Raw genomic sequence first — 26,646 nt, forward strand, 5'->3', positions numbered from 1 at the left:
ACCTGACATGCGTGAATATGTAGAAATTGGCATCGGACGCGAAGCCCGCAAGGCCTACGACCTTGACGATCTGACCCTGGTTCCGACGCGGCGCACCCGCTCGTCGAAGGACGTCAACACGGAGTGGCACATCGACGCCTACTCCTTTGACATGCCGCTCGTATCCCACCCGACCGATGCCCTAGCGAGCCCCGAGTTCGCCATCGAGATGGGTAAGCAGGGTGGACTTGCGGTGCTCAACGCCGAGGGCATCCTGGGCCGCCACGCGAACTTCGAAGAGGCGATCAACGAGGTCTGCGGGCAGGCGCCAAATCCCAAGGACCTCGAGCAGGAGAACTACCACGAGATTCCTAGCAAGATTGCCAAGGCTACGGCAACGCTGCAGAAACTCCATCAGGCCCCAATTAATTTGGACGTGTTGAGCGAGCGCATTGCGCAGGTCCGCGCGTCGGGCGCGACCGTCGCTGTGCGCGTGAGCCCGCAAAACGTGCGCGAGCTTGCTCCGGCAGTGATCAAGGCCGGTGCAGAGATCCTGTTCGTGCAGGGCACGTTGATTTCCGCCGAGCACGTGCAGCCCGGTGGGGAACCGCTGAACTTGAAGGAGTTCATCGGCTCCCTCGACGTTCCGGTCATCGCAGGTGGCGTCTTCGACTACACGACGGCCACGCACCTGATGCGTGCTGGCGCAGCCGGCGTGATTGTTGGTTCGGGTCGCTCCTCTTCCGGCCTGGCGCTGGACGTTCCTCTCGCAACTGCGATTGCCGACGTGGCTGCGGCTCGCCGCGACTACTTGGACGAGACCGGTGGCCGTTATGTCCACGTCATCGCTGATTCGGCACCGTCGAACGCCGGAGACATCGCGTTGGCACTCGCCATGGGCGCCGACGCCGTCATGGTAGGCAGTCTGTTCGCGAAGGCGAACGAGGCCGCTGCTGGCGGCGCGTACTGGGAACCGGCGGCTGCGCACCCGCGCTTCCCGCGCGGCGAGGTTGCCAACTGGGAGTTCGGCGATCGTCTTCCGCTGTCTGAGATTTTGTTCGGTCCATCGAGCGATTCGGGCGCTGCCACGAACTTAGTGGGCGGTTTGCGCCGTATTATGGCGAAATGTGGGTACACTGATCTCAAGTCGTTCCAAAAGGTCGACGTGACCGTCCGCCCGTAAACAGATTGACCTAATATATCGAATATGGCCTACGAAGTAGTTATTAAACGAGATGCCCCTGACGGCCCACACCACGAGGTTGATGTCAACCACATCTTCTTCTCGGTGACGGACAGCAAGGGCATTATGACCCATGTCAATGAGGTCTTTATTCACTACGCGCAGTATCCCGAAGTCGAGATGATCGGGAAGCCACACAATCTCATTCGCCATATTGAGATGCCTGGTGGCGCGTTCAAGCTGATGTGGGACGTCATTGAGGACGGCCGACCGTTCGCAGGCTATGTCCGTAACCGCGCAAAGAGCGGCTCTGCGTACGACGTGTTTGCTACCGTGACGCCTCTGCCAAATGGCGACTACCTCTCGGTGCGCACCCGCCCGATGACCGAACTGTTCAAGGTCGTCGGCGACGTGTACCAAGCGGTGAACGACGTTGAGTGGAAGGCGCGCCACGAGGGCGTTGGCCGTCGCCGCCGTGCAGAGCTTGGCTTGGACAAGCTGCAGGAGCTTGTGCCTGATTACGACGCCTTCGTTGCCGAAGCGCTGCCGGCCGAGGTGCTGGCGCGTGAGGAAGCGGGCTTCGACCTTCCAGAGGGCACCGGCGAGGTGTACGAGGCCACTAAGCGCCTCTACCGCGAGCTGGACCGCTTCATGGAAATCCAGTCCTCCATTAAGGAAGCCGCCGAAGAACTGGCAAAGGCCAGCCAGACTTTGGTGGAAGAAAACGCTGTGACCAACAGTGTGAAGGGCGAGATGGAAAACGTCATGGCGGAGGGCGCTGCCCGTACGCTGTTGCTTGCACCGCTGCAGGTGTGGGCAACGATGCGTGGCATCATCGACGAGAACGCGCAGTCGCTCAACGAGGTGGCTGGCGAGTTGGCGAAGAAGGCGGCGTCCGCGCGTATGGCGATTGCGCTGGCTCGTCTGCATACTGCGCAGACCGCGATTTTCTCCCTTGAGGCGAACCGCGGCGAGGTGCTCTCTATGCTGTTCGACGCCCTCGAGGTGGACGTGAAGCAGATGGACGACGCAGTCTTCCTGCACTCCTCCCTGGCGAACCGCGTGGACCTGAAGGTGAACTCGATTTCCGAGCTGACCAAGATGCCGCTCGAGATGATTCGTCGCTGGTCCCAGACCACGGCGCAGGAGCCGTTCGGCGAGAACATCGAGCCGCTTGTTGCTCAGGTGCACCGCGCTATCCAGGCTGCTGATAACTCTATCGAGCGCCTGCACGCTTCCTCGCAGAAGCTGGGCTCCGACCCGGCGATTGACGGGGTGCACGATGCGCTGGAGAACCTGCGTGCGCTGCTGAAGTAGTCTGTTGTAACGCCGCAACGCTGAAGACACCACCTGCCTGGCGGGTGGTGTTTTGTTGTTTCGAAGGGATTCCCGCACCAGATTCCAGTATTTCGGCCGGGTGCATTGGTGTTTCCCCAGGTCCCGAATTGTGCGCGCGGGAATGTGGTGCGCAGGACACTGTCATCGGGCTCACGTACACATTAGGTGCTGCGTAGGTTAAGATTTGGTGCGTGACTACAGCTCAAACTCGCCCTGTTCTTGTTGTTGATTTCGGTGCGCAGTACGCGCAGCTCATTGCGCGTCGTGTGCGTGAGGCGCACGTGTTCTCCGAAGTCGTTCCGTCCACGATCTCCGCTGCGGAGGTGAAGGAGAAGCAGCCGCTGGCGCTTGTCCTGTCCGGCGGCCCGTCGTCCGTGTATGAGGATGGCGCCCCGCAGTTGGACCCTGAGATTTTCGAGTTGGGGATTCCGATCTTCGGCATCTGCTACGGCTTCCAGGTGATGACGCAGGCGCTCGGCGGCAAGGTTGAGCAGACCGGCGCCCGTGAGTACGGCCGCACGGCGATGAACGTCATGGGTGGTGTGCTGCACGCCGGCTTGCCGGAGGAGCACAAGGTGTGGATGAGCCACGGTGATTCGGTAACGCAGGCTCCGGAGGGCTTCGAGGTCACCGCGTCTTCGAAGGGTGCGCCGGTCGCCGCGTTCGAGAACGTGGAGCGCAAGTTCGCCGGTGTGCAGTACCACCCGGAGGTGATGCACTCGCCGCACGGCCAGGAGGTGCTGACGCGCTTCCTCACCGAGATCGCTGGTCTGGAGCAGAACTGGACGGCATCCAATATTGCGGAGCAGCTCATTGAGCAGGTTCGCACCCAGGTTGGGGACGGCTACGCCATCTGTGGCCTGTCCGGTGGTGTGGACTCGGCTGTTGCTGCGGCGCTGGTGCAGCGCGCGATCGGTGACCGCCTAACGTGCGTGTTTGTGGACCACGGCCTGCTGCGTCAGGGCGAGCGCGAACAGGTGGAGAAGGACTTCGTCGCTGCGACCGGCGCGAAGCTTGTCACTGTCGATGAGCGCAAGGCCTTCCTGGACAAACTGGCCGGGGTGACCGAGCCGGAGGCCAAGCGCAAGGCGATCGGTGCGGAGTTCATCCGTTCCTTCGAGCGCGCCGTGGCTGATGTGTTGTCGGACCACAAGGTGGACTACTTGGTGCAGGGCACGCTGTACCCGGACGTCGTCGAGTCGGGCGGTGGCACCGGTACCGCGAACATTAAGAGCCACCACAACGTCGGCGGTCTGCCGGATGACGTCGAGTTCGAGCTGGTCGAGCCGCTTCGTCTGCTGTTTAAGGACGAGGTCCGCGCGGTCGGCCGCGAGCTGGGCCTGCCTGAGGTGATCGTGAACCGTCAGCCGTTCCCGGGCCCGGGCCTGGGCATCCGCATCATTGGTGAGGTCACCGAGGAGCGCCTGGAAACCCTGCGCGCTGCTGACGCGATTGCTCGCGAGGAGCTGACCAAGGCTGGTCTGGATGACCAGATTTGGCAGTGCCCGGTCGTGCTGCTGGCCGATGTCCGCTCGGTGGGTGTGCAGGGCGACGGCCGCACCTACGGCCACCCGATTGTGCTGCGCCCTGTCGCGTCCGAGGATGCGATGACCGCGGACTGGGTACGCATCCCGTACGAGACGCTGGAGGCCATCTCGACCCGCATCACCAACGAGGTGGCGGACGTCAACCGCGTGGTGCTGGACGTGACCTCCAAGCCGCCGGCCACCATCGAGTGGGAGTAAGTCAGTTTCTTTCGCCCGCGTCCTCGCGGGCGTAGTACGCGGACACGGATCCGACGCGCTGCGACACGTTAATCGTGAGTAGTGCGCTGTCTGTGTTCGCGTTTTGTCGTTCTTCGGGGCATGCGGCCTCGCCGATGTTCACCTTGCAGTTGATGTCGACGGGGACGTTTTCCGGCAGGATGATATCGGTGCTGCCGATGTTGTTCGCAATGTTGACCGTTTTCGGCTCACTCAGCGGTTCGAGATCGGTGAAGTCGATGTAGGACTCGCCGATGAAGTCGGGGGTGCCCATTGGGTCTGGTAGCTCGTCGACGTCGTACACGGTGATGTACGCGCTGCCGAAGCGGCTGTAATTGCCAAGTCGCACTTCGCTGGTGGCCCCCAGCGCAAACACTGTTGCCGTTGTCAGCACCAGCGTGACGGGGATCCACAGCCAGTAGCGCTTCTTTGGTCGCGCACGCTCCGGCGCTGGCTCGGTTGGTTCGGGTAGGTGCCACAGCCCGGGTGCCGCGCCGAGCGGGTCCCACGCGGGTGGCGTGCCAGGATGCTCGTAGCCTTCGGACACGGTGAGGTGCGAGGTGTCCACGGTGGGGCCTTCGCTTGTCGGCGCCTCCTCGGGGTTCATTGCCAGCAGTCCTGCCGGGGGCTCGGGTCGGCGCTGGTGAGCGAGGTACCAGCCGAGCGAGAACAACACGAACGTAACGAGCACCCCGTTGAGATCGCCTGCGGCTGAGACAGATGGGAAGAAGACCACTAGGCCAAGCAGCAGCCACCAACCGGTGCTGCGGTCCTTCTTCTCCGGTTCGGTGAGTTGTTCTTTCGGCGTGATAATTGCGTTCCACGGGCTGCGGGTCATGCCGAAGCGTGGCATGTTGATCCAGCACAGCAGGTAGAGGAAGAGGCCACCACCGAATATGAGTGCAAGTGCTACGAAGATAACGCGGATCAGTGTCGGGTCGATTTGGTAGCGGGCGCCGATGCCTTCGCAGACGCCGCCGATGGCAGCCTTGCCGCCCTGGTCCTTTGGGATGCGGGGTGGGCGGGTCTCCCACATGCGCTTCAGTGTGTTGGTTTCCATGTCTTTATTGTCCCGTGGTGGGCCCGCGGGCGGTATCGGGAATGACCCTGATTTTTGATTTCAGGGTTTACCCCGATGTGCCCAAGGAACTGTGCGTGTAAAGATGAGTGCATGTCTGCTTTGTATCCCCGGCTGACCCGGGACCCGTCCCGCCGCGTCATTGCGGGTGTGGCTTCTGGCGTGGCGGGACACCTTGGGGTGGATGTGCGGTGGGTGCGGCTGTTTTTTGTTGTCGCCAGTTTCGCCGGTGGGCTGGGGGCGTTACTGTACTCGGGCTTGTGGATGTTCACCCCGGTTGCCGAGAGCACCGAGCCTCGGCAGCGTCCTGGAGCGCTGGATGTTTTCCTCGTGTTGGTGGGGTTTGTGGGCGCGCTGCTGTCCTTGCAGGGCTCCTCGGGTGTTGGATCGGCTGTGCTGTTCGTGGTTGGCGTACTCATAGTGGGTGCGATTATCGCGTTGCAGGCCTACGACCGCGGTACGGCCTCATGGAAGAACCTCGCGGCGCTGTCCTTGGGAGCGCTGCTCGTGATGGGTGGGGTGCTGGCGGTAGCGCTGATGGGGGAAAGCAGCGGGGTCGCCGGTGTGGTTGTCTCTGTGCTGGTGACGGTGCTGGGGGTGGCGGTGCTGGTGGTGCCGTTGATTACGAAGTTGGCGAACTCGCTCGTCGCGGAGCGTGAACAGAAGGCGGTGGCGGACCAGCGCGCGGAGATCGCCTCCCGCTTGCATGACTCGGTGCTGCAGACCTTGGCGCTGATTCAGCGCCAGGCGGGTGACCCGGACGAGGTGGTTCGGCTTGCCCGTGGCCAGGAGCGTGAGCTTCGCGCCTGGCTGTTCGACGATACCGTGTCCAACCACACCACCACCTTCGCCGCGTTGCGCAAGGCTGCTGGCGAGGTGGAGGACGCCTATGGGGTCGTGATTCAACCGGTCACGGTGGGAGACGACTTTCCTTTCGACAAGCGCACCGAAGCGGTCGTGCTCGCCGCCCGGGAGGCGATGGTCAACGCCGCAAAGCATGCGGGGGTGGACACGATCGACGTCTACGCGGAGCACCTCGCGGGCAGGCTCGAGGTGTTCGTGCGCGACCGGGGTGCCGGCTTCGACCCGGAGGCGGTGCCGGCGGACCGGCACGGGCTGCGCGATTCCATCGTGGGGCGGGTTGAGCGGGTTGGGGGAGAGGCGCACGTGGTGTCGTCGATAGGCAATGGCTCCGAGATCGAACTAGCGTTAGACCTATGACGCGCGTGTTTCTCGTAGACGACCACTCGGTGTTTCGGGCCGGAGTGAAGGCCGAACTGGCTGCCGCAGGCGACGGCCAGCTGGACATCGTCGGTGAGGCTGGCACGGTCGCCGAGGCGGTGCGAGGGATCGAGCAGACACAGCCCGACGTCGTGCTTCTCGACGTCCACATGCCCGACGGCGGCGGCCTCGCAGTGCTGAAGCGTGCACCCGGCCCGGCGTACTTGGTGCTCAGCGTGTCCGACGCCGCCGAAGACGTCATTGCCCTAATCCGCGCGGGCGCCCGCGGGTACGTGACCAAGAACATCGCGGGCGCGGAGCTCGCGGAGGCCATCGAGCGGGTACGCGGCGGGGACGCGTACTTCTCGCCGCGCCTGGCGGGGTTCGTGCTTGATGCGTTTGCGAGCAGGCCTGTCGTCGAGGAGGACGACCCGGCGGTGGACTCGCTGACCCGGCGCGAACTCGAGGTGCTGCGCCTGCTGGCGCGGGGCTACACGTACAAGGAGATCGCGCAGCGCCTGTTCATTTCCGTGAAGACGGTGGAGACGCATGCGTCGAGTATTTTGCGTAAGACGCAGACCTCGAACCGCCACCAGTTGACCCGGTGGGCGGTTGCGCGCGACCTGGGCTAGCGTACACCTACCTGCCGCAGCAGCGACTGTGCGGTTTTGTCTGTTTCCTGCAGCATGCGCGGGTCGGTGCCGGGCATTGGGGAGATGGTGGTGTCTGCCCACTGCTTGCCGGTGGGGATGCCTGCGATGTGCAGGCGCGGGTCCAGGGTGCCGTCGGGGTGGACGGTGCGGCGGGTGTCCGCGTCGGTTTCGGGGGAGCCGGTGGGCGTGCCGAAGGGCGCGAAGGGGCGGATGCGCTCGCTTTCCAGCAGCGACGCGGTGAGGGGGTCGGCTGCGCGGGTGATATTGGGGGACGGCAGGAAGGCGTCCGCGAGGGTGTCCGCGGTGACGGTGCGCTCGGCGCTGGTGGCCGTGAAGTGTGTGCCCGATTGCGTGACGGTTGGGGTTGGGCCGAGCAGGGTGACCAGGCCGGCGTCGATAAGTGCGAGGAGTTCGCGGGAGCGGAACATCGGAGGACCGGAGCCGACCATCTGGCCGAATGCCATGTAGTCGGAGAGCGCGCCGCGCTGGTCCTCCGGGGTGCCGCGGCCGTTCTCGACGGCGATGGCGGTCGGTTTGCGGCCTGCGGAGATCACCCACAGGGCGGACTTGATGGGGGAGTCGTGGGCGGCGACGGCCTCGGCGATGTCGCGGGCCAGGGCGTCGGCGATGACGCAGTTCAGGCTCTCGGCGTCGAGGCCGTCACACCCGGCCAGGGGGTCGATCCAGTAGGAGATGTCGAAGGGCTCGGTGGTGGCGTCGGCAAGGGCGTCGTTGAGCGCGCGGGCGCAGGGCAGGAGGCTGGTGCGAGTGGCGGCGCCGGCGAGTGGTGCGGCGTCGATGCGCGAGATGATGTCCGCAAGCGGGATGCGCAGGGCGTCGGGGCGTACGCGCGCAAGCGTGGTGTAGTAGGCGGCGTAGGAGTCGCGGATGAGGGCAGGCCAAAGCTGCTCGCCGAAGCTGAGTGTTGTGGCGTCGCTGTGCTGCTCGATCGCGGCGCGCAGTCGCGAGAGGTCGGCCTTGGGCGGCAGCGAGTGGTACTCGGATTTCGGCAGGTAGGGGTAGCCGCGACCCGAGGTGACCACGAGGTGAGGCTCGGCGCCGCTGGGTTCGTAGCGCAGCCCGGAGCGGGTGTCGGCGGGCACGAAGCGGCCGCCGCGGTTGATGGTGCTCAGCGCCATGAGGTCGAAAAAGCCCATGCCAAGGCCGCGCACGATTGCGGTTTCGCCAGCAACCAGCGTATCGACGTCCTGTTCCACCGGGTTGCCCGGCTGAATCCAGTGCCCGCGGAAGGCCACCGGGTGCTCGGGGACGACCCAGCCGGTGGCGAGCACGGTGGCGTCGGCGTGGACGGTGGTGCCGTCCTCAAGCGTGATGGCGTCGCGGCCGTTCTCGGCGGTGATGCGCTGCGCGCGGGAGCGGTGGTTGGTGACGGTCACGTGCTCGGGGAGCTGCGCCAGCGCGACCGTGAGGACCCAGTGGAGGTACTCGCCGTACAGCGCGCGGGATGGGTTGGACTCCGGGCGGGTGGCAGCCAGCTCCGCGCCGAAATCGGCGGTGACGTGGTTGGGGGTTGGGTGGGCGTCGAAAAGTGATTGCTTGGTGGCGGAGATGGTGTCGCGCTCGCCGCGCAGGAGCTGGATCCACTCGTACATGGTGGGGCCCTCGAGTATGGGGGCGGTGACGGTCGCGCCGGGTTCGGTGAAGAGGGTGACGGCGCCGGCCAGCGTGTTCATGCACAGCGTGTGGGTTTGTGCGGTGTCCCAGACGCGCCCGGCGCCGTGCTGGGCGTCGTCGATGAGGTGGATTGTCAGCGGCTGGTTGGAATTAGATTCGTTGAGCGTGGCGGCGACGCGTTCGATGATGGAAATGCCGCGTGGACCTGCGCCGACGATGGCGATTGCTGGCTGCACTGTGTGTTCCTTCCTGTTGCGACAGTGACCGTTTAGACTGCTTAGTCTAGACGCATGAGACCGCTCCGTCTAATCTGTGTTAGCGTTATCGCTCATCGAAGGGAGAACAGTGAAGCACACACGTCGAACGCAGGCCGGAGCGCTGCTTGCGGCTACCACGCTACTCGGGTTATGCACCGCATGTGCAGGACAAACAGAGCAAAGCGGGGACATGCAGGCAATCACGTACCTGGAGCCGAACTGGTTTACCTCGCTCTATCCGCCTGCGGCCGGGTTCTACCCGAATGGTGGCGTCGTGAATCAAATAACAGACAGACTGCTCTATCAGGACCCGGAGACGCTCGAGCTGCACCCGTGGATCGCCACGAAGCTACCGGACATCAACGAGGACGCGACGGTATACACGTTCGACATCCGCACCGACGTCACCTACTCCGACGGCTCGCCGCTCACCGCGGAGAACGTCGTGGCCAACTTCGACCTCTACGGCAAAGGCGACAAGGAGCGGCTGCTCAACGCCTCCGAGCAGATCTCGAACTACGACTACGGCGAAGTCATCGACGAAGACACGGTGCGATTCCACTTCACCGCACCCTCGCCGGGGTTCGCCCAGGCGGTCTCCGTGTACAACGCCGGGCTGCTTTCCGACGCCACCCTGGCGCTCGACAACGAATCCTTCGGCCCGGGCAGCGCCCACAACGTCATCGGCTCCGGCCCGTTTGTCATCGCCGGTGAGGAGCTGGGCACCTCCATCGAGCTGCGGGCGCGCGAGGACTACGACTGGGCGCCACCGGTGCTCGAGCACCAGGGCCGCGCCCGGCTGGACAGCGTGACGTACCGGCTCGCCGCCGAAGAAGCGATGCGCACCGGAGCGGTCCTATCCGGGCAGGCGGACATCGTGCGCGACGTGACCGCGTCCGCCGAGCGCCACCTCCAAGACCGCGGCGTGCAGATCTACTCGCGCGGCACGAACGCGATGAACAACCAGATCGCGATGCGCCCGCAGCACCCGTACTTGCAGGACATCCGGGTGCGCCGCGCGATCACGCACAGCGTGGACCGCGAAGAGCTGCTGCGCATCCTGTTCTCTGACTCCTACCCGCTGGCGACCTCGAGCGTGGCCGCCACGGGCTTGGGCTACAAGAACCAGGGCGACGCCTATACGTACGACCCGCAGCTTGCCCGGCAGCTCCTCGATGAGGCCGGGTGGGTCGTCGGTGCCGATGGCATCCGCGTCAAGGACGGGGAACGCCTGCACCTGACCGTCAACTACGCGCAGACCCAGCCGCGCGCCCGCGAAGTGATGACGATGGTGCAGTCTGACCTGCGCGACATCGGCATTGAGCTCTCCGTGCTCTCCGGCGACCGCTCGACGCAAAACGTGGCGTCGAAGGACCCGAACAAGGTGCAGCTCTACCACACGATGGTCGGCCGGGCGGACTACGACGCCATCGAATCGCACTACGCGGTCGGGCGCCGAGACTCCTTCATTAACCAGGACGAAAACGACAACGTGATCGACCAGCACCTCGAAGACCTGCTGCAAACCGTGGTCTCCACACCCGACGACGTCGGCCGGGCCCGCGCGGTGGAAGCCGTCCAGGACTACGTCACTGAGCAGGCCTACACGCTGCCGCTGTTCGAAGAACCACAGGTATACGCCGTCAGCCCACGTCTGTGCGGGTTCGGCGTGGAAGCCGTTGCACGCCCTGCGCTCTATAGCGCCTACCTCCAGGAGGGGGATACGCCATGCCGTACATCGTAAAGCGGGTAGGCCAAGCACTGATCGTGCTGCTGCTGACCTACACCCTCGCGTTCTTTCTGCTTTCGGCCCTGCCATCCGACGGCGTGATGGCTCGCTACGCCGACCCAGCCCTGGGGCTCAGCCAGGCTGAGATTGAGGCGATCCGTTCGGAGATGGGCGTCGATAAGCCGCTGCTCACGCAGTACGTGGCGACGCTGACGGGGCTGTTCACCGGTAGCCTCGGCTACTCCGTGCGCACTGGCACGCCGGTGGGCCAGCTCATCGCCGACGCCCTGCCGCACACGCTGGCGCTGGCCGCGACCTCGGTCGGGCTCGCGATCATTGTGGCACTCATCACCGCATTCGTAGCGACGCTGCCCGGCGCCGGGCGCATCGGCGTGCTGTTTCGCTCGGTGCCCTCCCTGATGGTGTCGCTGCCAGGATTCTGGATCGCGATTGTGCTGCTGCAGCTGGTGTCCTTTGAGCTCGGCTGGATCAACGTGATTGCGCCGGGCCCGCTCGAGGGGCTCGTGCTGCCGACGCTCACGCTGTCCGTCCCGATGGCGGCCCCGCTCGCACAGGTGCTGATCCGCTCCATCGACGAGGTGCAGCGCAGCCCATTCGTGCAGGTAGCGCGTGCGCGCGGCGCGAGTGAGACCCGCATCTTCTGGTCCGATGTGCTGCGAAATGCGCTGCTGCCGGCGCTGACCATGGCGGGCCTGCTCTTCGGCGAGCTTGTCGGCGGTGCTGTGGTGACGGAAACCGTCTTCGGGCGCACCGGGTTGGGCTCCATGGTGGTCACCGCCGTGTCGAACCGCGACACGCCGGTGCTGCTGGGCGTAGTCCTCATCGCGGCGGTGGCGTACGTGACCATCAACCTCATCATTGACCTGCTCTACCCGGTGCTTGACGTGCGGCTGCGCACCGCCGGCGGGCCGTTTGCCGCAACACCGAAGCAGTACGCCAGCCAGTCCGCCGACGCTATTGACGTGCGGGCAATCGAAACGGGACGGGAGTAGCAACCATGCGAACGACGAATTGGAAACAGCCGGGAACGGTTCTCGCACTGCTCGTGCTGCTGCTTGCGTGCGCGTGGGCCCTGCTGCCGGGCATATTTGCCACGCACGACCCATACAAGGGCGTCGACGTAGCCCTTGCAGCGCCGAGCGCGGAGCACTTCTTCGGCACCGACGCCGTGGGGCGCGACGTGTACTCGCGCGTGGTTTACGGCGCGCGCCAGTCGCTGCTCGGCGCGATAATCGCGGTGGCGGTCGGGCTGGTGTTCGGCACGCTGATTGGCCTGGTGGCGGGCGCGCTGCGTGGGCGGGTCGACACCATCCTGATGCGGATCGTGGACGTCCTGCTCGCTATCCCAGGCATCCTGCTGTCTCTGTCCATCATCATCGTGCTGGGCTTCGGCTCACTGCAGGCGGCCTTCGCTGTCGGCATGACCACTGTGGCGACGTTCGCCCGCCTTGCCCGTTCACAGGTGATGCAGGTTGCAGGCACCGACTACGTTGAGGCCGCCTACGGTTCTGGAGCGACGAAGTCCCAGGTGCTGGTGCGCCACATCCTGCCGAACTCGCTCACCCCGGTCATTGCGTTGGCGGCCCTGCAGTTCGGCACGGCGATCCTGCAGCTGTCCATCCTCGGGTTCCTCGGCTACGGCGCCCCGCCGCCGATTCCGGAGTGGGGCCTCATCATCGCCGAAGGCCGCGACTTCATGGCCACCGCCTGGTGGATCATCGTCCTGCCCGGCGTGGCGATCATCGCCACCGTCATGAGCGCGAACCACCTGTCCCAACTCATCCGTACGGAGGCCTAACCCATGCAACCCCTGCAACCTTTACTTGAAGTGCGCGGCCTGACCGTCGCGTACGGCAATCAGCCGCCATCGGCGCAGGACGTGTCCTTTTCCGTCGCGCCTGGCAAACTCACTGCGATCGTGGGCGAGTCCGGCTCCGGCAAAACCACCTCGGTGATGGCGACGTTGGGCCTCCTCGGCGGATCCGCGCGGGTGTTGGACGGCGCGGTCTATTTCCAAGGCAAGGACATCACGCAGCTGTCTCCGAGGCAGTGGCGTCAGCTGCGTGGCACAAAGATTGGCTTGGTGCCGCAGGACCCGAACAATTCGCTCAACCCGCTGAAGCCCGTCGGGGCCTCGATCGAGGAAGCCATGGCGGTCCACGGTATTGGCACAGCCGCCTCCCGCCGTGCACGCGCGCTGGAGCTGATGGAGGCCGTCGGCATCGACGACCCGCAGCGCCGCCACGGCCAATACCCGCACGAGCTTTCAGGCGGGATGAAGCAGCGCGTGCTCATCGCGGCAGCCATCGCGCCCGAGCCGCAGGTACTGATCGCCGACGAGCCGACGTCGGCCCTGGATGTGACCGTGCAGGAAAAGGTGCTGGACGTGCTCGACGAGATGCGTGAGCGCCTCAACCTCGGCATCGTGCTGATCACGCACGACTTGGCGGTGGCGGGCGACCGTGCCGACGACGTGGTGATTATGCAGCGCGGCGTCGTCGTGGAGGAAGGCCCCGCCGCGGAGGTGCTCGCCGACCCGCAAGAGGAGTATTCACAGCGCTTGCTTGCCGACGCCCCTTCGCTCGCCGTCGCGAACGCCTACCACCGGCCAGCGCCGGACGGCGACGTGCTGGTGCGCGTGGATCACCTGCGCCAGGAGTATGGGGACTTCGTGGCCGTCAATGACGTCTCCTTCGAAGTGAAGCGAGGGTCCACGCACGCGATTGTGGGCGAATCCGGCTCCGGGAAGACCACGACTGGGCGGGCGATCTCCCTGTTCCGGGATCCGACGAGCGGCAGCGTCACCATCGGCGGCAACGTCGTGACCGGCGTCGACGACGCCACCCGCCGGAAGCTGCGCTCCACGGTGCAGCTGGTGCACCAGAACCCGTTTTCTTCCCTGAACCCTAAAATGACGGTGGAGGCCATCGTGGCCGAGCCGGTTCGGAACCTGACGGGGGCGTCGAAACGCGAGGCGCGCGCGAAGGCGCACGAGGTGCTGGCGCGCGTGGCGCTGGACCCGCAGCAGTTCGCGCGGCGCACCCCGTCGCAGCTTTCCGGCGGGCAGCGCCAGCGTGTCGCCATTGCGCGTGCGCTCGTGGTGGAGCCGGAGCTCGTCGTGTTCGATGAGGCGGTTTCCGCGCTCGACGTGACGGTGCAGGCGCAGATCCTCCGGCTGCTGGAGGACCTGCAGCAAGAGCTGGGCCTGACCTACATATTTATTTCCCATGATTTGGCGGTGGTGCGCCAGGTTTCGGACACGGTCAGCGTGCTCAGCCGTGGTACCCAGGTGGAGTATGGCCCGACGGACGACGTCTTCCAGTGGCCGCGCCACGAAGTGACAAAGAACCTGATCCATGCAATCCCGGGCGCGCGCTTCCGCGCCCGGCAGTTAGGAGAATTTAGTGTCTAACATCATCGATACGCTTGCCGACGCCTCTCCGGAACTCGCGCGCCTTCGCAGGCGCCGCCCGGAAGCAGTCGAGAACGCAGAGCTCACGTTTACGGCCCTCTTCGAGCCTGACGACGAGGGCGACGTGCCACTGGCCTGGCGCTATGGTGTCGCCGCGTTCGTGGCTGGGCTGACCGGCCTGCCTACCGCGAGTGCGTTCTACCGGGAGCTGCTCGAGGACCTCGAAGACCAAGCCCCCGGCCTCGCCGAGGCCGTCGACGACGCTGTCGCGCACGGTGCATCCGAGGGGCCGTACTGGCACGGCGACTTCGCCCTGTTTGGTGACGCCATCGGGGAGGCGTCGGAGCAGTTCGCCGCCGCCCTGGACTTCGCGCACCTGCTGGTTGTCCACCCGAAAGATGCGTCCGCCGCAGCGATCGGTCACCTGCAGACCTCCGGGTGGAGCGACAATGGCATCGTGACGTTGGGGCAGCTCATCGCGTTCGTGACGTTCCAGTTGCGCGTCGTGCACGGCGTGCGGGTGCTCGGCGGAGTTGAGGCTGGCGGGGTTGACGCTGTTGGAGCCCAGCGGGCGCACGGCGTGGCTGACCCCGGCTGGGAGCCCGGGCCGCGCACCCTATTGCCTGAGGTCGTGGCGCCGACGAAGTTCGTGGAGCACTCCCTGGGGTGGCGCGCGTGGGTGCCCAGCCTGGACAAGTCCGAGTTCACCGAGGTGCACCGCGACGCGCTGCTCAAGCCCGAGCGAATCGACATGGAGTATTTCCGGCTGCTCGCGCGCGACCCTGCGGTGCTCAAGGCACGCACCCTGACTGACCTGGACATTTTCTACAACACCGACGGCGGGCTGGGGCGCGCCGAGCGCGAACTTGCCGCGACCGTGGTCTCCCGACTCAACGGGTGCGAGTATTGTGCCTCCGTGCACCAGGGGCGCGCGAAGCAGGAAGGCGGCGACGCCGAGGCGATCTCCCGGCTCCTTGCCGAAGGCGTGACCGCGGACCTGGGCACCCCGCTGTGGAACGCGCTGTGCGACGCCGCCGTGGCGCTCACGCACACCCCGATCGCGTTCTCGCAACAGCACGTCGCAGCGCTGCGCGAGGCTGGCTGCGGCGAGCTCGAGATCCTCGACCTGATCAACTCGGCGGCGTTCTTCAACTGGGCCAACCGCCTCATGCTCAGCCTGGGTGCGGCTGATGTGCCGAAGCGCTACCGCTAGCGCTTCTGGGTGGGCGCTGCGGGTGCTGGGGGCGCGTATGCGAGGCGCCGCGTGCCGTCGACGTGCGGCATGAGCACCCACGCCACCACAAACAGCCCGCCCGCAAGCAGCGCCAGCCCCCAGCCGGGCAGCGGCGCGATCAGCGGGCTCAGCATGAGCGCCAGCCACCACAGCATCAGCGGCACCACCATGCTGAGCGACGGCACCTGCGAGACGTTGCGGCTGCGCGCAAACTCGGCCATAGCCTTGCGGTACGGGTGCGCTCGGGTAGTTGCACGGGCGACGAGCACCGTGGCGAGAGCAATGCCGACTTTCGCGGCAGTGGGCAGCGGTGCAGCCATCACGCTTATCGACGCCGCTACGCACCCCGCCGCCACCGCCCGCACAACGGGCGGCGTGGGAATTGGGGTGACGCGGTTGCGGAAGTCTGCGTAATACATAGGGCAGAGCGTACCGCATAGGGGCCTGCCTTGTGGCGCTAATATTCGAAATAGTGTTCGACCTTTACTGTTGCCCGTGTCGGGGGCGCGTTGCATACTTACAGGCATGAATGGAACACCTATTCGCTTGCGTGAGTTCGCCTCGGACGGTGGCGGACAGCCCAGTAAGTCTGAGCAGATTGCGCAGCTCCGTGCGCAATTGGCCGAGCTCGACGGCGGTGCCGTGCAGGAGCAGATCGGGGGCGAGGGTGTGATTCCGTTGGGTGGTGAGTTGGCGAATGTGCTTCCGAACGGAGGTTTGCCACGGCGGCAGGTCACGCAGGTGAGCGATACGCCGTCGCTTATCGTAGAGATCCTCCGGCAGGTCACGGAGGCCGGCGGATACGCGGCCGTGGTGGGGTGGCCGGAGCTGTCCTACGCGGAGCTTTCAGCGCAAGCGCTACGCAGGACAGTCGCAGTTCCGGAGCCGGGGCTAGATGCAGTGCACGCCGCCGGTGTACTCGCCGAAGGGCTGGATGTGGTGGTGTTGTACACCCGAAGCGAAATCCAGTTCACGCCTGCCCAGGCCCGCCCGCTCCTCGCACGTGTGCGTGCCGGGGAAGCGGCGATGCTCTGCGTGAACGTGACGGTGCCTTCGCCCGCGCTGCGCATGAGCGCGGACATCGCTAGCTTCCACGGCATCGGGCGTGGCCGTGGGCGTATCGCAGGCATTGACCTTGAAGTGTCCGCGCACGCGAAAGGCTGGAAGCGGCCACCGGCACTACTGACGCTTGGAGTTGCGACGGGCGGTGTCACGCACCTGAAGGCGGTGCCCTCATGAGGGTTGCTGCACTTTGGTTCCCGGACTGGCCCGTACAAGCAGCCAAGCTCGAAGCCGAGGACACGTTGGAAGAACCAATCGCGATCGCGGTGCAGCACCGCATCAAGGTCTGTTCGCAGGAGGCGCGGCGCGCCGGGGTCCGCCGCGGGATGCGGGTGCGGAACGCGCAGGCCGTCGCGCCTGAGCTGACGGTGGTGGAGGACAACCCGGAGCGCGACGGCCGCACGTTCAGCGCACTCGCAGGCTCCCTGGATGACGTGGCCGCCTCCGTGGAGGTGCTGCGCCCTGGCCTGGTGGTTGCGGACCTCGCCGCGGCGGGGAAGTTCCACGGCGATGAAGATACGGCGCTTGAGATGCTTCTCGACGCCGCCGCACGCCACGGCATTGACGTCATGGCAGGGGCGGCGGACGAGATCGCCACCGCGGTGATCGCCACCCGGAGCTCGCACGTGGTTGCAGCGGGGGAGTCGGCGCAGTTCCTTGCAGTACAGCCGCTTCGGGTGCTCACCGCCGAGACAGCACTCGGCGCGGACCCGGAAACGGTCCGTACCCTGGGCCAGCTGGGCATCCAGACGCTGGGGCAGCTCGCGCAACTGCCGTCCTCTGCCGTGATGACTCGCTTCGGGGTCGCAGGCATCCACCTCCACCGGATCGCCAGTGCGGCCCCGGACCGGCGTGTCGCCCCGGAGCTACCCGTGGAGGACTTCGCCGTCGAGATGACACCGGAGGAACCGATTGAGCGCGTCGACGCCGCCGCGTTCGCCGCCCGGGCGCTCGCGGCTACGCTGCACCAGCGCCTCAAGGGGGCCGGGGTGCACTGCCTCCGGCTGAAAATCTCCGCCGAGCTTGTCGATGCCACCCGGGTTGAGCGCGTGTGGCGCACCCGGGAAGCACTGACGGAGGCTGGCACCGCCGACCGGGTGCGCTGGCAGCTCGACGGCTGGCTCACCAACGGGGGCGCAGGGCCGATCGCCTCGCTCATGCTGGAACCACTTGAGCTTGCGCAACCCGACATGGTGGGGGAGCTGTGGTCCGACGGGGCGTCGGACGAGGGGGCGCGGCGCGTGATCGAGCGGGTGCAGTCCCAGCTCGGAATGGAGGCGGTGCTGCAGCCGGTCGCGGTTGGAGGTCGCGGCGTGGCCGAGCGTATTCAGCTGGTGCCCTATGGGGAGGTGCCGCCGCAGGGCCGCGGGGCGTTCGTCGGCGCCGTTCCGTCACCACTTCCAGCCCGGCTCGGCGGTGGGATCGAACACCCGTCATCGCGGGTGCAGCTGCTGGACAGCGCCGACCAGCCGATACTGCTCAACGTCGAAGTCCTGCTCAGCGGCCAGCCGACAACGCTAGTGTGGGGCAAGCGCTGCTATGACATCACCGCGTGGGCAGGGCCTTGGCCCGTTGACGAAGAGTGGTGGGGTGCGCATCCGACCCGGCTTGCGCGCCTCCAGGTGCTGGGCCACGACCAGGCGGTAGGAACAGGGCAGCGCGGGTGGTTGTTGGTGTGGCACCGGCAGCGATGGAGCGTCGAGGCGCTCTATCACTAGGTGTTAGGACTGCACGATGTCGACGACCAGGCGCAGCGGGTGTTCCAGAATCTGCACCGAATACGGCAAGTCGGAGCGCAACCCTACGACCACGCGGCTGCGACCCTCGTAGGTGCCGGCGTTGACGACGTCGATAATGTTGCCGGTCTCTGCCGGGGTATCCACCTTGATCTGGTCCGCGTCCAGGCCAAGTTCGTAGGGGTAGACGGTGCCGTCGATGTTGATATTGAGGAACGCGTTGCCGGTCACCTTCAGTGGTTTGCCGGTGATCTCCTGCATCGGGGTGGAGGTGTAATCCACGAACCAGCCCGGCTTGCCCTCGCCGACGAGGTCCACGACAACGCGGTCGAACCCCTCGTGGGTGCCCACACGCACGCCAGCCACGGCGAGCTGAGTAGGCGCGGAAGGCCGCTGAGTCTTCGGGCTCGCGTTCGCGGTACCGAGCGGGCGAAGCTGCGTCGTTGATGGCGCAGCAAGCATCGAGCCGACGCGGGTCGCGGCCTGGTCCTGAGCAGGAGAGGACACGCACCCAGCGAGCACGGCGCCAGCAATACAGGGCGTCAGCGCCGCAACGGCGAACTTCGGTAAGGGAAACACGCAAAATACCGTAGCTAGAACGAATCTCGAAGAGCAAAGCAGAACGGCGAAAAATCAAAAAGGTTATCAAAATGTTAACTGCCCGACTCGGCCCGGTTTAGGTATACCTAATCAATCGGGAAATTTTCGCTACAGTAGGTGACATGACTACAGCCCATGCACGCACACTCTGCTCCGATACGGACAGTGAGCCGCTGCCGGGTACCGCGAAACCCGGCTCGACCTACGTTTTGTTTGAGTGGCCACACAAGTGGAGCCACGACGTACTCGACGGCGACACCTTCGGGGACGAACTGACCGAAAAGTTGAAAGCGCACATGCAGCGCTACAACGCCACCTTGCTGCTTATCCGCCACCCAACGAGGGAAGGCCGCCAGATTGAAGACCACCACGTCTACCTGGTCTTCGCCGACCAGGCAGCAACCGAGGTGCTGCATGTCGATGGGCCTGAGGCGATCCTGGATCTCGACCTGTCAGGCCCAGGGCAAAACAGCGCCAAGTCGCGTACGAAGCCACTCGTCCTGGTCTGTACCCACGCGAAGCGCGACATGTGCTGCGCCATCAAGGGCCGCCCCATCGTCAACGAGCTCGTAGAGAAGTACCCGTTTGGGCATGGCAACGACGTGGTGTGGGAAACCTCGCACATCAAGGGGCACCGTTTCGCCGCCACGATGCTGCTCATGCCGTGGGCGTACAGTTTTGGCCGGATGAACCTCGAGGCTACTGAGGCCATGCTTGAAGCTGCGATGCGCGGCGAGTACTTCGTGCCGGGCAACCGCGGCCGCGGCACCTTCAGCCCGGTAGGCCAGGTGGCGGAAGTGGACGTCGCAACGCAGCTCGCCACCCGAGGGGACAAGGTGCGCTACGGCCAGCTCGAAGTCACCGCCGAGCGTATCGACGGCCCCTCCGCCCACGTCACCGTGACCGACACCGCGACCGACACCGCCTACGAGGTGATGTTGGAGCAGCGCGACGTTGATGCCGTGATGGCATCATGCGGGAAGGACCCGAAGCCCGGCAAGAGCTGGGTCGTCGCTAGTCGCTCCTAGATGTAGCTGGGCAGCACGTCAGCGACCCTGTTGATCACGTGGTCGGTGCGCTGCTGCACCTCGGCGGGCGAGTGGCGGAAGCTATGCGAGTGATCTGCGATTTCGTGCATGGACAGGTCATTCCACGAGTCGCCGAAGGTGTACAGCTCGATGTCTTCGCGTGGGACGTCGAGTAGCTGCAACAGGTCCTGGATGCCCGCACCCTTCGTGCGGCCCGGCGCCATGATGTCGATGAAGTCCTGGTTCTGGGCCACTGACACATGCGGCAGCGCGCGCGTCCACTCGTAGACTTCCGCGCGCAGGTCTTCGTCGTTCGGGATCCACAAGGGGACGACGGCGAACTCGTGGTGGGGAATGTCGGCCGTGGTCATCCTGTCGAAGTTGACGGTAAAGCTACTGCGAGCCTGGGTGTTGTTGCTGAACTCACCATCGACGTGGCCGATCGTGGTGCCGAACACCGCCACCCCATCCGTGTCAGCGAAGTGCGTGACCACCTGTTCGACGATCTCCGGGTCTACAAGGTGTGAGTAGAGCAGGCGCTCGTTGTCGCCGGTGGTTGCGGAGCCACCGTTCGAGAGCACCTGGTAGTCGAAGCGGATGGGGCAGTGGCGCATTCCGAACTCGAGCGCGGTGCGCGAGCGTCCGGTGGCAGAAATGGCGATGTGCCCGGCGTCGCGCCAGGCCTGGATCGCGGCCATGTCGGCCGGGTCGAAGCCGTGCTCGCCCGTGTCAGTGTCCGTGGGATGATGAAGGGTGCCATCAAAATCAAACGCTGCGATTTTCATGGCACCCATCCTAACCAACTGGTCACACCTTAGCGGCGCATCACCTTCTTGGACAGCCAGTTGCCCAAGAACTGCGCCAGCTGCACGATGACGACGATGACGATCACAGCCGCCCACGTCACCTGCGGCTCGAACTGGCGGTAGCCATACACGATGGCGAAGTCACCAAGGCCGCCACCGCCGATGTAGCCGGCCATCGCGGACATATCGATCACCGCGATGAAGATGAACGTGTAGCCGAGAATCAGCGGGCCGAGCGCCTCGGGGAGGATGACGGTGCGGATGATCGTCCACGGGCCTGCGCCCATCGAACGCGCGGCCTCAATCATGCCGGGGTCGATGGATACCAGGTTCTGCTCGACAATACGGGCCACGGTAAAGGTCGCGGAGAAACACATCACAAACGTAGCTGCGCCCCGGCCAATCGTGGTGCCCACCACCGACAGGGTGATGGGGTAGAGCATCGCGATCATGATGATGAACGGGATCGGCCGGAAGAAGTTCACGGCGAAGTTAATCACCCAGTACACGACACTGTTCTGCAGGATGCCACCCGGGCGGGTGGTGTACAAGAACACGCCAAGGATCAGGCCGCAGATACCGCCGACCAGCAGGGTGATGCCCACCATCCAAAGGGTATCGCCGATGGCGTCTACGAACGTGGGGCCGAGCCGGTCCCAGTTCGGCTGCGCCAGAATGAATTCGTTGACAGCACTGTTCATCGACGTATCTCCTGAATATCTGTGGTGCCCTGCAGCGTGTGCAGAAACTCGTTAATCGCTTCGTCGTCACCGCTGAGGCGAACCGTCATCTTGCCGAAGGAGTGCTCCTGCAGGGTCGTAATACCCGCGTGCACCGGCTGAATCGACACGCCGCGTTGGCGTGCCTTCTCCGCCGCGCCGAAGAATCCCGAGTGTTCGGTCAGGTCGACGGTGAAGAGGCGCCCAGGCGCCGCGTTCAGCAACTCGAGCTCCTCGTGCTTGTCTGGGGTGTTGCGAAGCGACGTCGATACGAAGCGCTGCGCGACCTTCGTCTTCGGGTCCGAGAACACCTCGTAGACGGAGCCATACTCGACGACCTTGCCGGCCTCCATCACGGCGACCTTGTCCGCAATCGCGCGGATCACGTCCATCTCGTGGGTAATCACCACGATCGTGATGCCGAGCTCCGCGTTGACGCGGCGCAGCAACTCGAGCACCTCGTGGGTGGTCTCGGGGTCGAGGGCGGAGGTGGCTTCGTCGGCAAGCAAGAGCGAGGGATTCGTGGCGAGCGCACGAGCGATGCCCACGCGCTGCTTCTGACCACCCGAAAGCTGCTCGGGGTAGTTCTTGCCACGATCCGACAGGCCGACGAACTCGAGGAGCTCCTCGACGCGCGCCCGGCGCTCCTGCTTGCCCAAACCGGCAAGCTGCAGCGGGTACTCAATGTTGCCCGCCGCAGTTCGGGAAGAGAACAGGTTGAACTGCTGGAAAATCATCCCAACGTTTCGGCGCACTTCCCGCAGGCGCTTCTCGCTCTTGCCGACGATGTTGGTGCCGTCGAGGAGGAGTTCGCCGCTGGTAGGCATGTCGAGCCCGTTGATCAGCCGCACCAGCGTGGACTTGCCAGCGCCGGAGTAGCCGATCACTCCAAGGATCTCACCAGGCTCGACCGTCAGCGACACATTGTCGACGGCCACAACCTCGCGCCCACCCGTTGTAAAGACTTTCGATACGTCCCGGAACTCAACCCGGGTGCCGGTTTTCGTCACGGATTACTTCTCCTGAAGGCGTGCGAGGATAGCGTTCGCGTCATCGCGGGAGCGCTCAACAGCGACCGCGGTGCCACGGGAATCCTCCTGGACGGCAGCTGCGACCTCTGGGGAGTTCCACAGCTCTGCGAGGCGGTTGTAGGTCGGGTTGTCCAGGTCCTCAGCGCGTGCCGCGAAGACGTTGATGTACGGCTCGCCCTGCTCGGAAGCCGGGTCATCCTGGAAGATAGCCTGCTTTGGCTCAATGCCAGCGCGCTCCAGCCAGGAGTTGTTGATGATGGCCGGGCGACCCTCCTTGTATGCGGAGGTCGTCTGGGAAGCGTCGACCGGAACAACCTTCACCTTCGACGCTGCCTCGTCGATATCTGCTGGAGACGGTGCCAGCTCATCAGCGCCGTCCTTCAGCGTGACCAAGTCAGCCTGGACGAGGACGTTGATTGCGCGACCCTGGTTCGAGTCATCGTTCGGGATAGCAACCTCGGTGCCTTCGATGCCGTCGAGGGAATCGTGATCCTTCCAGAACAGTGCCAGCGGGTAGATCTCCGTGGTGGACAGCACCTTCAGGTCGTTGCCGGAAGCCTCGTTGTAGGTAGCGAGGTAGAGGATGTGCTGGAACTTGTTCAGGTCAATCTCGCCCTGGGCAAGCGCCTCGTTGACTGGTGCGTAGTCAGAGAACTGCACGATGTCGAGGGTGATGCCGTTGTCCGCTGCAAGGTCTTCGAAGACGGACCATGCTTTCTGGTCAGCGTCGGTGGTACCAATCTTGACGACGGTGTCCTCGCCGCCACCGGCAGCGTCAGTGGATTTTTCGGCGGAGTTGTCAGAGCAGGCTACGAGGCTGGTAGCTGCGAGAGCTGAAGCTGCGATGGTTGCAATCACACGGTTGAGGCGCATGATGTCTCCTTTATGTCTTTCGTTGGGGAATCATTGATGGTTTGAAAACTTAGCATCTATTGGACCGCTTAGTCTATCCCTGGCTGCAAACGTTGAATATAAATCGGCTTGCGCGAGCATTCGAACATGTTTACACTATCGAACATGCGATTCAATGGGGGTGCTCCGCTGACATGGTCAAAGCTGGAGCGGATACTGTCTGGGAACGACGTCGGTCCTGTTGTTCCGGTAGATCATCTCACCTTTGCTGGCGAAGCGGAGGGCGAGGGGGTCGGTGGGCGGCGCAGTGGGGTGCCATTCGCTGAGTTGCACGCGGTGTCTTCCTATAGCTTCCTTGGCGGGGCGAGCGAGCCTGAACAGCTGGTCGCGCGCGCTCGGTCGCTCGGCCTTTCGGCGCTTGGCCTGTGTGATCGTGACGGTTTCTACGGTGCGGTGAAGTTTGCGGAAGCTGCTGCTGCGGCCGGGATGCCCACGGTGTTTGGTGCAGAGCTGACGCTGAAAGAGGGGGTGTTGCCCGTCCTAGCCCGTGGTGCGGAAGGGTACCGGAGGTTATCGCGTCTAATGTCGCGCGCACACATGGAGGGTGGGCAAAAAGGCGAGCTCTTGTACCCGCCGATGCGGGAAATCGGGGAGTGGCTTGATGGCTCCTGCTTAGCGCTTGGCGGTTGGGAGTGGACCCCGCTGTTCGATAAATTGAGCGAGAGATTCGGGGTGGAAAATGTGGTGAGGGAGTACGTGGTCTCACTCATGCCGGACGACGCCGATCATCACCAACAATTAGACCGCTTCGTTCATCTTCCCGCCATAGTGAGTACCCGGCCTGCCGCTGCAACCCGCCGACACGCGCGCCTCGCCGCAGCGAAACATGCGCTTGGCCGTCGCCGCGCGCTGCGGCAAGACGTTGCTGACCTGCACCCCATGGGGGCGCACTGGCTGCGCAGCGGGCTGCAGCTCGCCCGGCTGCTGCCGGGATGTGAGCCGATGCTGGCCACCACCGTGGAGCTTGCCGAACGGTGCGCGTTTACGCTCGACCTCGTCGCGCCAAACCTACCGGACTACGACACTCCTGCTGGCCACAATGAGATGAGCTATCTGAAGGAGTTGACCTACGCGAGTGCACAGGTGCGGTACGCGACGCGCCCGGAAAGCATCCGTGAGCAGGCGATGAAGCAGATTGCTTACGAACTCAGCGTGATTGAGGAGCTCCAATTCCCCGGCTACTTCTTAATCGTGTACGACCTGGTCGATTTTTGTCGGCGCAGCAATATCCTGTGCCAAGGCCGTGGGTCGGCGGCGAACTCAGCGGTCTGCTTCGCTCTCGGGATCACGAATGCCGAGCCGATCAGCGCTGGCCTTCTCTTTGAGCGTTTCCTGTCGCCAGACCGCGATGGCCCACCGGATATCGATATTGATATTGAGTCCGGCAGGCGCGAAGAAGTCATCCAGTACGTTTACCGGCGCTACGGCCGCGAGCGTGCCGCGCAGGTGGCGAACGTGATTACGTACCGGAGGAAAGGCGCTGTTCGTGACGCTTCCCGGGCGCTCGGGTACCCACAAGGTGCTGCGGATGCCTGGTCAAAAGGACTCAGCGACCCGCCGGAGCAGGTATGTACGTTGGCGGAGGAGTTCATTGGCCAGCCACGCCACCTCGGGATCCACTCGGGCGGGATGGTGATCTGCGACCGGCCGATCGCGGACGTTGTCCCCATCGAGTGGGCGCGCAAGGAACAGCGCTCTGTGGTGCAGTGGGACAAAGACGACTGCGCTTCGGCGGGGTTGGTGAAGTTTGACCTGCTCGGGCTCGGCATGCTGGAGGCCCTGCACCACATGGTGGACCTCGTACGCGATACAACGGGCACAGAGGTGCACCTGTGGGAGCTCGACCTCACCGACACCAACGTCTACGACATGCTGTGCCGCGCTGACGCCGTCGGGGTATTCCAGGTGGAGTCGCGCGCGCAACTTTCCACGCTGCCACGGCTGAAACCACAGCGCTTCTTTGACCTCGTGGTCGAGGTGGCCCTCATCCGCCCAGGCCCAATTCAAGGCGGATCCGTTCACCCATATCTACGGCGCCGCGATGGCCTCGAGCCCGTCATTTACGACCACCCGGTGCTGGAAAAATCTCTTGGTAAGACGCTGGGTATTCCGTTGTTCCAGGAGCAGCTCATGCAGATCGCCGTCGACGCCGCAGGATTCAGCGGCCGGGAGGCCGACGCCCTGCGCCGCGCGATGGGTTCGAAGCGTTCTCCAGCTAAAATGGCGGCGCTCAAAGCCCGGTTCTTCGAGGGCTGCAACACCACGAACGGGATCGGGGTGGACGTCGCGGAAAAGCTCTGGAACAAGATCGTCGCGTTTGCCGCCTACGGATTTCCGGAGTCGCACTCGCAATCGTTTGCGTCGCTTGTGTACTTCTCTGCGTGGATGAAGTACTACTACCCGGCGCAGTTCTGCGTCGGCCTGCTGCGGGCACAGCCGATGGGCTTCTACTCGCCCCAGTCCCTGATTCAAGACGCCCGCCGCCACGGCATCACGGTGTTGCCGGTGAGCGTGAACGGATCCGGAGTACAGGCGCGCTGTATAGATAATGACACAATTCGGATTGGGCTGAATTTGGTGAAGGGGGTCGGGGAGAAGGCTGCGGCCAGGATCGAGAAAGCCGCGCCGTTCACGGACATCGCGGACCTGGCGCGTCGGGCGGAGCTGACCGTGGAGCACGTCGAGGCGCTCGCCAAGGCGGGTGCGCTGGACTGCTTCGGAGGGGAGCGTCGACAAGCAGTGTGGGCTGCGGGCATCGCAGCAACAGAGCGCGACGGCATGCTGCCTGGACTTTCAGGTATCGACGCCCCAGCGCTGCCCGGGATGACCGCGTTCGAGCTGCTCGCGGCCGATGTTGCCGCCACGGGCGTCACCCCTGATACTCAACCGATGCAGCTGCTGCGCGAACACTTGCAACGGGAGGGGATTCTCCGCGCGGTCGACCTTCGTAGCGTGGAGGACGGTACTCGCGTCCGCGTCGCAGGTGTGGTCACGCACAGGCAGCGGCCGCAAACGGCATCAGGCTTGACGTTTCTGGGGATGGAGGACGAAACCGGGCTGCTGAACATCATGGTGTCGCCGGGGCTGTGGAAGCGGCAGCGTGTAGTGGCGCGCACAGCGCACGCGCTGGTGGTGCGCGGGATTGTCCAAAATGCGTCAGGTGCGGTCAGCGTCGTGGCGGACCGTCTGGAACAAATCGATGTCGGCCAGTGGCTCTCGCGTGGTTCACGTGATTTTCGGTGAAGTCGC

Annotated in this window: 22 protein-coding genes; 14 read left to right on the top strand and 8 right to left on the bottom strand. The window is 64.7% G+C overall.

Translation table 11 applies throughout. The features are described from left to right. Positions 1-7 precede the first annotated feature (7 nt). The 3 genes from KBP54_RS02310 (at position 8) to guaA (ending at position 4,245) form a co-directional block, all read left to right on the top strand. A complete protein-coding gene (locus KBP54_RS02310; RefSeq protein WP_070363034.1) occupies positions 8-1,162 on the top strand; it encodes a GuaB3 family IMP dehydrogenase-related protein in 1,155 nt (384 codons plus the stop codon). Between the two features lie 24 nt (positions 1,163-1,186). Continuing rightward, positions 1,187-2,479, top strand: a complete 1,293-nt coding sequence (locus KBP54_RS02315; protein ID WP_070477610.1) for a PAS domain-containing protein — start codon at positions 1,187-1,189, stop codon at positions 2,477-2,479. 212 nt (positions 2,480-2,691) lie between these two features. Further along, on the top strand, positions 2,692-4,245 hold the full coding sequence (guaA, locus tag KBP54_RS02320) for a glutamine-hydrolyzing GMP synthase (RefSeq protein WP_256000530.1): 1,554 nt from the start codon (positions 2,692-2,694) through the stop codon (positions 4,243-4,245). 1 nt (position 4,246) lies between these two features. On the opposite strand, the gene KBP54_RS02325 is transcribed toward guaA, so the two are convergent. Next, complete coding sequence (locus KBP54_RS02325; protein WP_070363031.1) at positions 4,247-5,323, bottom strand: PspC domain-containing protein; 1,077 nt, start codon at positions 5,321-5,323, stop codon at positions 4,247-4,249. Positions 5,324-5,434: 111 nt separating this feature from the next. Here KBP54_RS02325 and KBP54_RS02330 point away from each other — a divergent pair, with 111 nt between their 5' ends. After that, entirely contained in the window at positions 5,435-6,562 is a 1,128-nt protein-coding gene (locus KBP54_RS02330) for an ATP-binding protein (RefSeq protein WP_070363030.1), read from the top strand. Then, complete coding sequence (locus KBP54_RS02335; RefSeq protein WP_070363029.1) at positions 6,559-7,194, top strand: LuxR C-terminal-related transcriptional regulator; 636 nt, start codon at positions 6,559-6,561, stop codon at positions 7,192-7,194. Before KBP54_RS02330 ends, KBP54_RS02335 begins: the two co-directional genes overlap by 4 nt. On the opposite strand, the gene KBP54_RS02340 is transcribed toward KBP54_RS02335, so the two are convergent. Continuing rightward, positions 7,191-9,086, bottom strand: a complete 1,896-nt coding sequence (locus KBP54_RS02340) for an FAD/NAD(P)-binding protein (RefSeq protein WP_070363028.1) — start codon at positions 9,084-9,086, stop codon at positions 7,191-7,193. The two genes, KBP54_RS02335 and KBP54_RS02340, sit on opposite strands and share 4 nt — an antisense overlap. Positions 9,087-9,195: 109 nt before the next feature. Between KBP54_RS02340 and KBP54_RS02345 the strand changes: the two genes are divergently transcribed. The 5 genes from KBP54_RS02345 to KBP54_RS02365 are packed head-to-tail and all read left to right on the top strand — an operon-like array spanning position 9,196 to position 15,482. Beyond that, the gene (locus KBP54_RS02345; RefSeq protein WP_256000532.1) at positions 9,196-10,851 is read left to right on the top strand and encodes a TIGR04028 family ABC transporter substrate-binding protein; all 1,656 of its coding nucleotides are present in this window, start codon (positions 9,196-9,198) and stop codon (positions 10,849-10,851) included. After that, positions 10,836-11,849, top strand: a complete 1,014-nt coding sequence (locus KBP54_RS02350; protein ID WP_256000533.1) for an ABC transporter permease — start codon at positions 10,836-10,838, stop codon at positions 11,847-11,849. Before KBP54_RS02345 ends, KBP54_RS02350 begins: the two co-directional genes overlap by 16 nt. A 5-nt stretch (positions 11,850-11,854) precedes the next feature. After that, entirely contained in the window at positions 11,855-12,655 is an 801-nt protein-coding gene (locus KBP54_RS02355) for an ABC transporter permease (RefSeq protein WP_256000534.1), read from the top strand. A 3-nt stretch (positions 12,656-12,658) separates the two neighbouring features. Next, on the top strand, positions 12,659-14,269 hold the full coding sequence (locus KBP54_RS02360) for a dipeptide ABC transporter ATP-binding protein (RefSeq protein WP_256000535.1): 1,611 nt from the start codon (positions 12,659-12,661) through the stop codon (positions 14,267-14,269). After that, complete coding sequence (locus tag KBP54_RS02365) at positions 14,262-15,482, top strand: alkylhydroperoxidase domain protein (RefSeq protein ID WP_256000536.1); 1,221 nt, start codon at positions 14,262-14,264, stop codon at positions 15,480-15,482. Before KBP54_RS02360 ends, KBP54_RS02365 begins: the two co-directional genes overlap by 8 nt. Here KBP54_RS02365 and KBP54_RS02370 read toward each other — a convergent pair. Beyond that, the gene (locus KBP54_RS02370; protein WP_256000537.1) at positions 15,479-15,922 is read right to left on the bottom strand and encodes a hypothetical protein; all 444 of its coding nucleotides are present in this window, start codon (positions 15,920-15,922) and stop codon (positions 15,479-15,481) included. The two genes, KBP54_RS02365 and KBP54_RS02370, sit on opposite strands and share 4 nt — an antisense overlap. A 106-nt stretch (positions 15,923-16,028) precedes the next feature. On the opposite strand from KBP54_RS02370, the gene KBP54_RS02375 reads away from it, so the two are divergent. Both KBP54_RS02375 and KBP54_RS02380 read left to right on the top strand, forming a co-directional pair. Beyond that, on the top strand, positions 16,029-16,742 hold the full coding sequence (locus tag KBP54_RS02375) for a hypothetical protein (RefSeq protein ID WP_256006186.1): 714 nt from the start codon (positions 16,029-16,031) through the stop codon (positions 16,740-16,742). Further along, entirely contained in the window at positions 16,739-18,283 is a 1,545-nt protein-coding gene (locus KBP54_RS02380; protein WP_256006187.1) for a Y-family DNA polymerase, read from the top strand. Before KBP54_RS02375 ends, KBP54_RS02380 begins: the two co-directional genes overlap by 4 nt. A gap of 3 nt (positions 18,284-18,286) precedes the next feature. Here KBP54_RS02380 and KBP54_RS02385 read toward each other — a convergent pair whose 3' ends face one another. Continuing rightward, entirely contained in the window at positions 18,287-18,880 is a 594-nt protein-coding gene (locus tag KBP54_RS02385; protein WP_252930963.1) for an AMIN-like domain-containing (lipo)protein, read from the bottom strand. 143 nt (positions 18,881-19,023) lie between these two features. Here KBP54_RS02385 and KBP54_RS02390 point away from each other — a divergent pair, with 143 nt between their 5' ends. Continuing rightward, the gene (locus tag KBP54_RS02390; RefSeq protein WP_070363020.1) at positions 19,024-19,929 is read left to right on the top strand and encodes a sucrase ferredoxin; all 906 of its coding nucleotides are present in this window, start codon (positions 19,024-19,026) and stop codon (positions 19,927-19,929) included. On the opposite strand, the gene KBP54_RS02395 is transcribed toward KBP54_RS02390, so the two are convergent. Genes KBP54_RS02395 through KBP54_RS02410 form a run of 4 tightly spaced genes read right to left on the bottom strand, consistent with a single transcriptional unit; the run spans position 19,926 to position 23,358 of the window. Further along, a complete protein-coding gene (locus KBP54_RS02395) occupies positions 19,926-20,714 on the bottom strand; it encodes an HAD family hydrolase (RefSeq protein WP_084028662.1) in 789 nt (262 codons plus the stop codon). The genes KBP54_RS02390 and KBP54_RS02395 overlap by 4 nt on opposite strands. 29 nt (positions 20,715-20,743) lie before the next feature. Further along, positions 20,744-21,436 carry a methionine ABC transporter permease gene (locus KBP54_RS02400; protein ID WP_070477634.1) on the bottom strand — a complete coding sequence of 231 codons (693 nt, stop codon included), beginning with the start codon at positions 21,434-21,436 and terminating at the stop codon, positions 20,744-20,746. Then, a complete protein-coding gene (locus KBP54_RS02405) occupies positions 21,433-22,464 on the bottom strand; it encodes a methionine ABC transporter ATP-binding protein (RefSeq protein WP_256006188.1) in 1,032 nt (343 codons plus the stop codon). Before KBP54_RS02405 ends, KBP54_RS02400 begins: the two co-directional genes overlap by 4 nt. 3 nt (positions 22,465-22,467) lie before the next feature. Then, positions 22,468-23,358, bottom strand: a complete 891-nt coding sequence (locus tag KBP54_RS02410) for a MetQ/NlpA family ABC transporter substrate-binding protein (RefSeq protein WP_256006189.1) — start codon at positions 23,356-23,358, stop codon at positions 22,468-22,470. Positions 23,359-23,502: 144 nt separating this feature from the next. Here KBP54_RS02410 and KBP54_RS02415 point away from each other — a divergent pair, with 144 nt between their 5' ends. Continuing rightward, positions 23,503-26,640 carry an error-prone DNA polymerase gene (locus KBP54_RS02415; RefSeq protein WP_418904461.1) on the top strand — a complete coding sequence of 1,046 codons (3,138 nt, stop codon included), beginning with the start codon at positions 23,503-23,505 and terminating at the stop codon, positions 26,638-26,640. Positions 26,641-26,646: the final 6 nt, after the last annotated feature.

It is taken from the genome of Corynebacterium pseudogenitalium, from assembly GCF_024453815.1.
Taxonomy (GTDB): Bacteria; Actinomycetota; Actinomycetes; order Mycobacteriales; family Mycobacteriaceae; genus Corynebacterium; species Corynebacterium pseudogenitalium.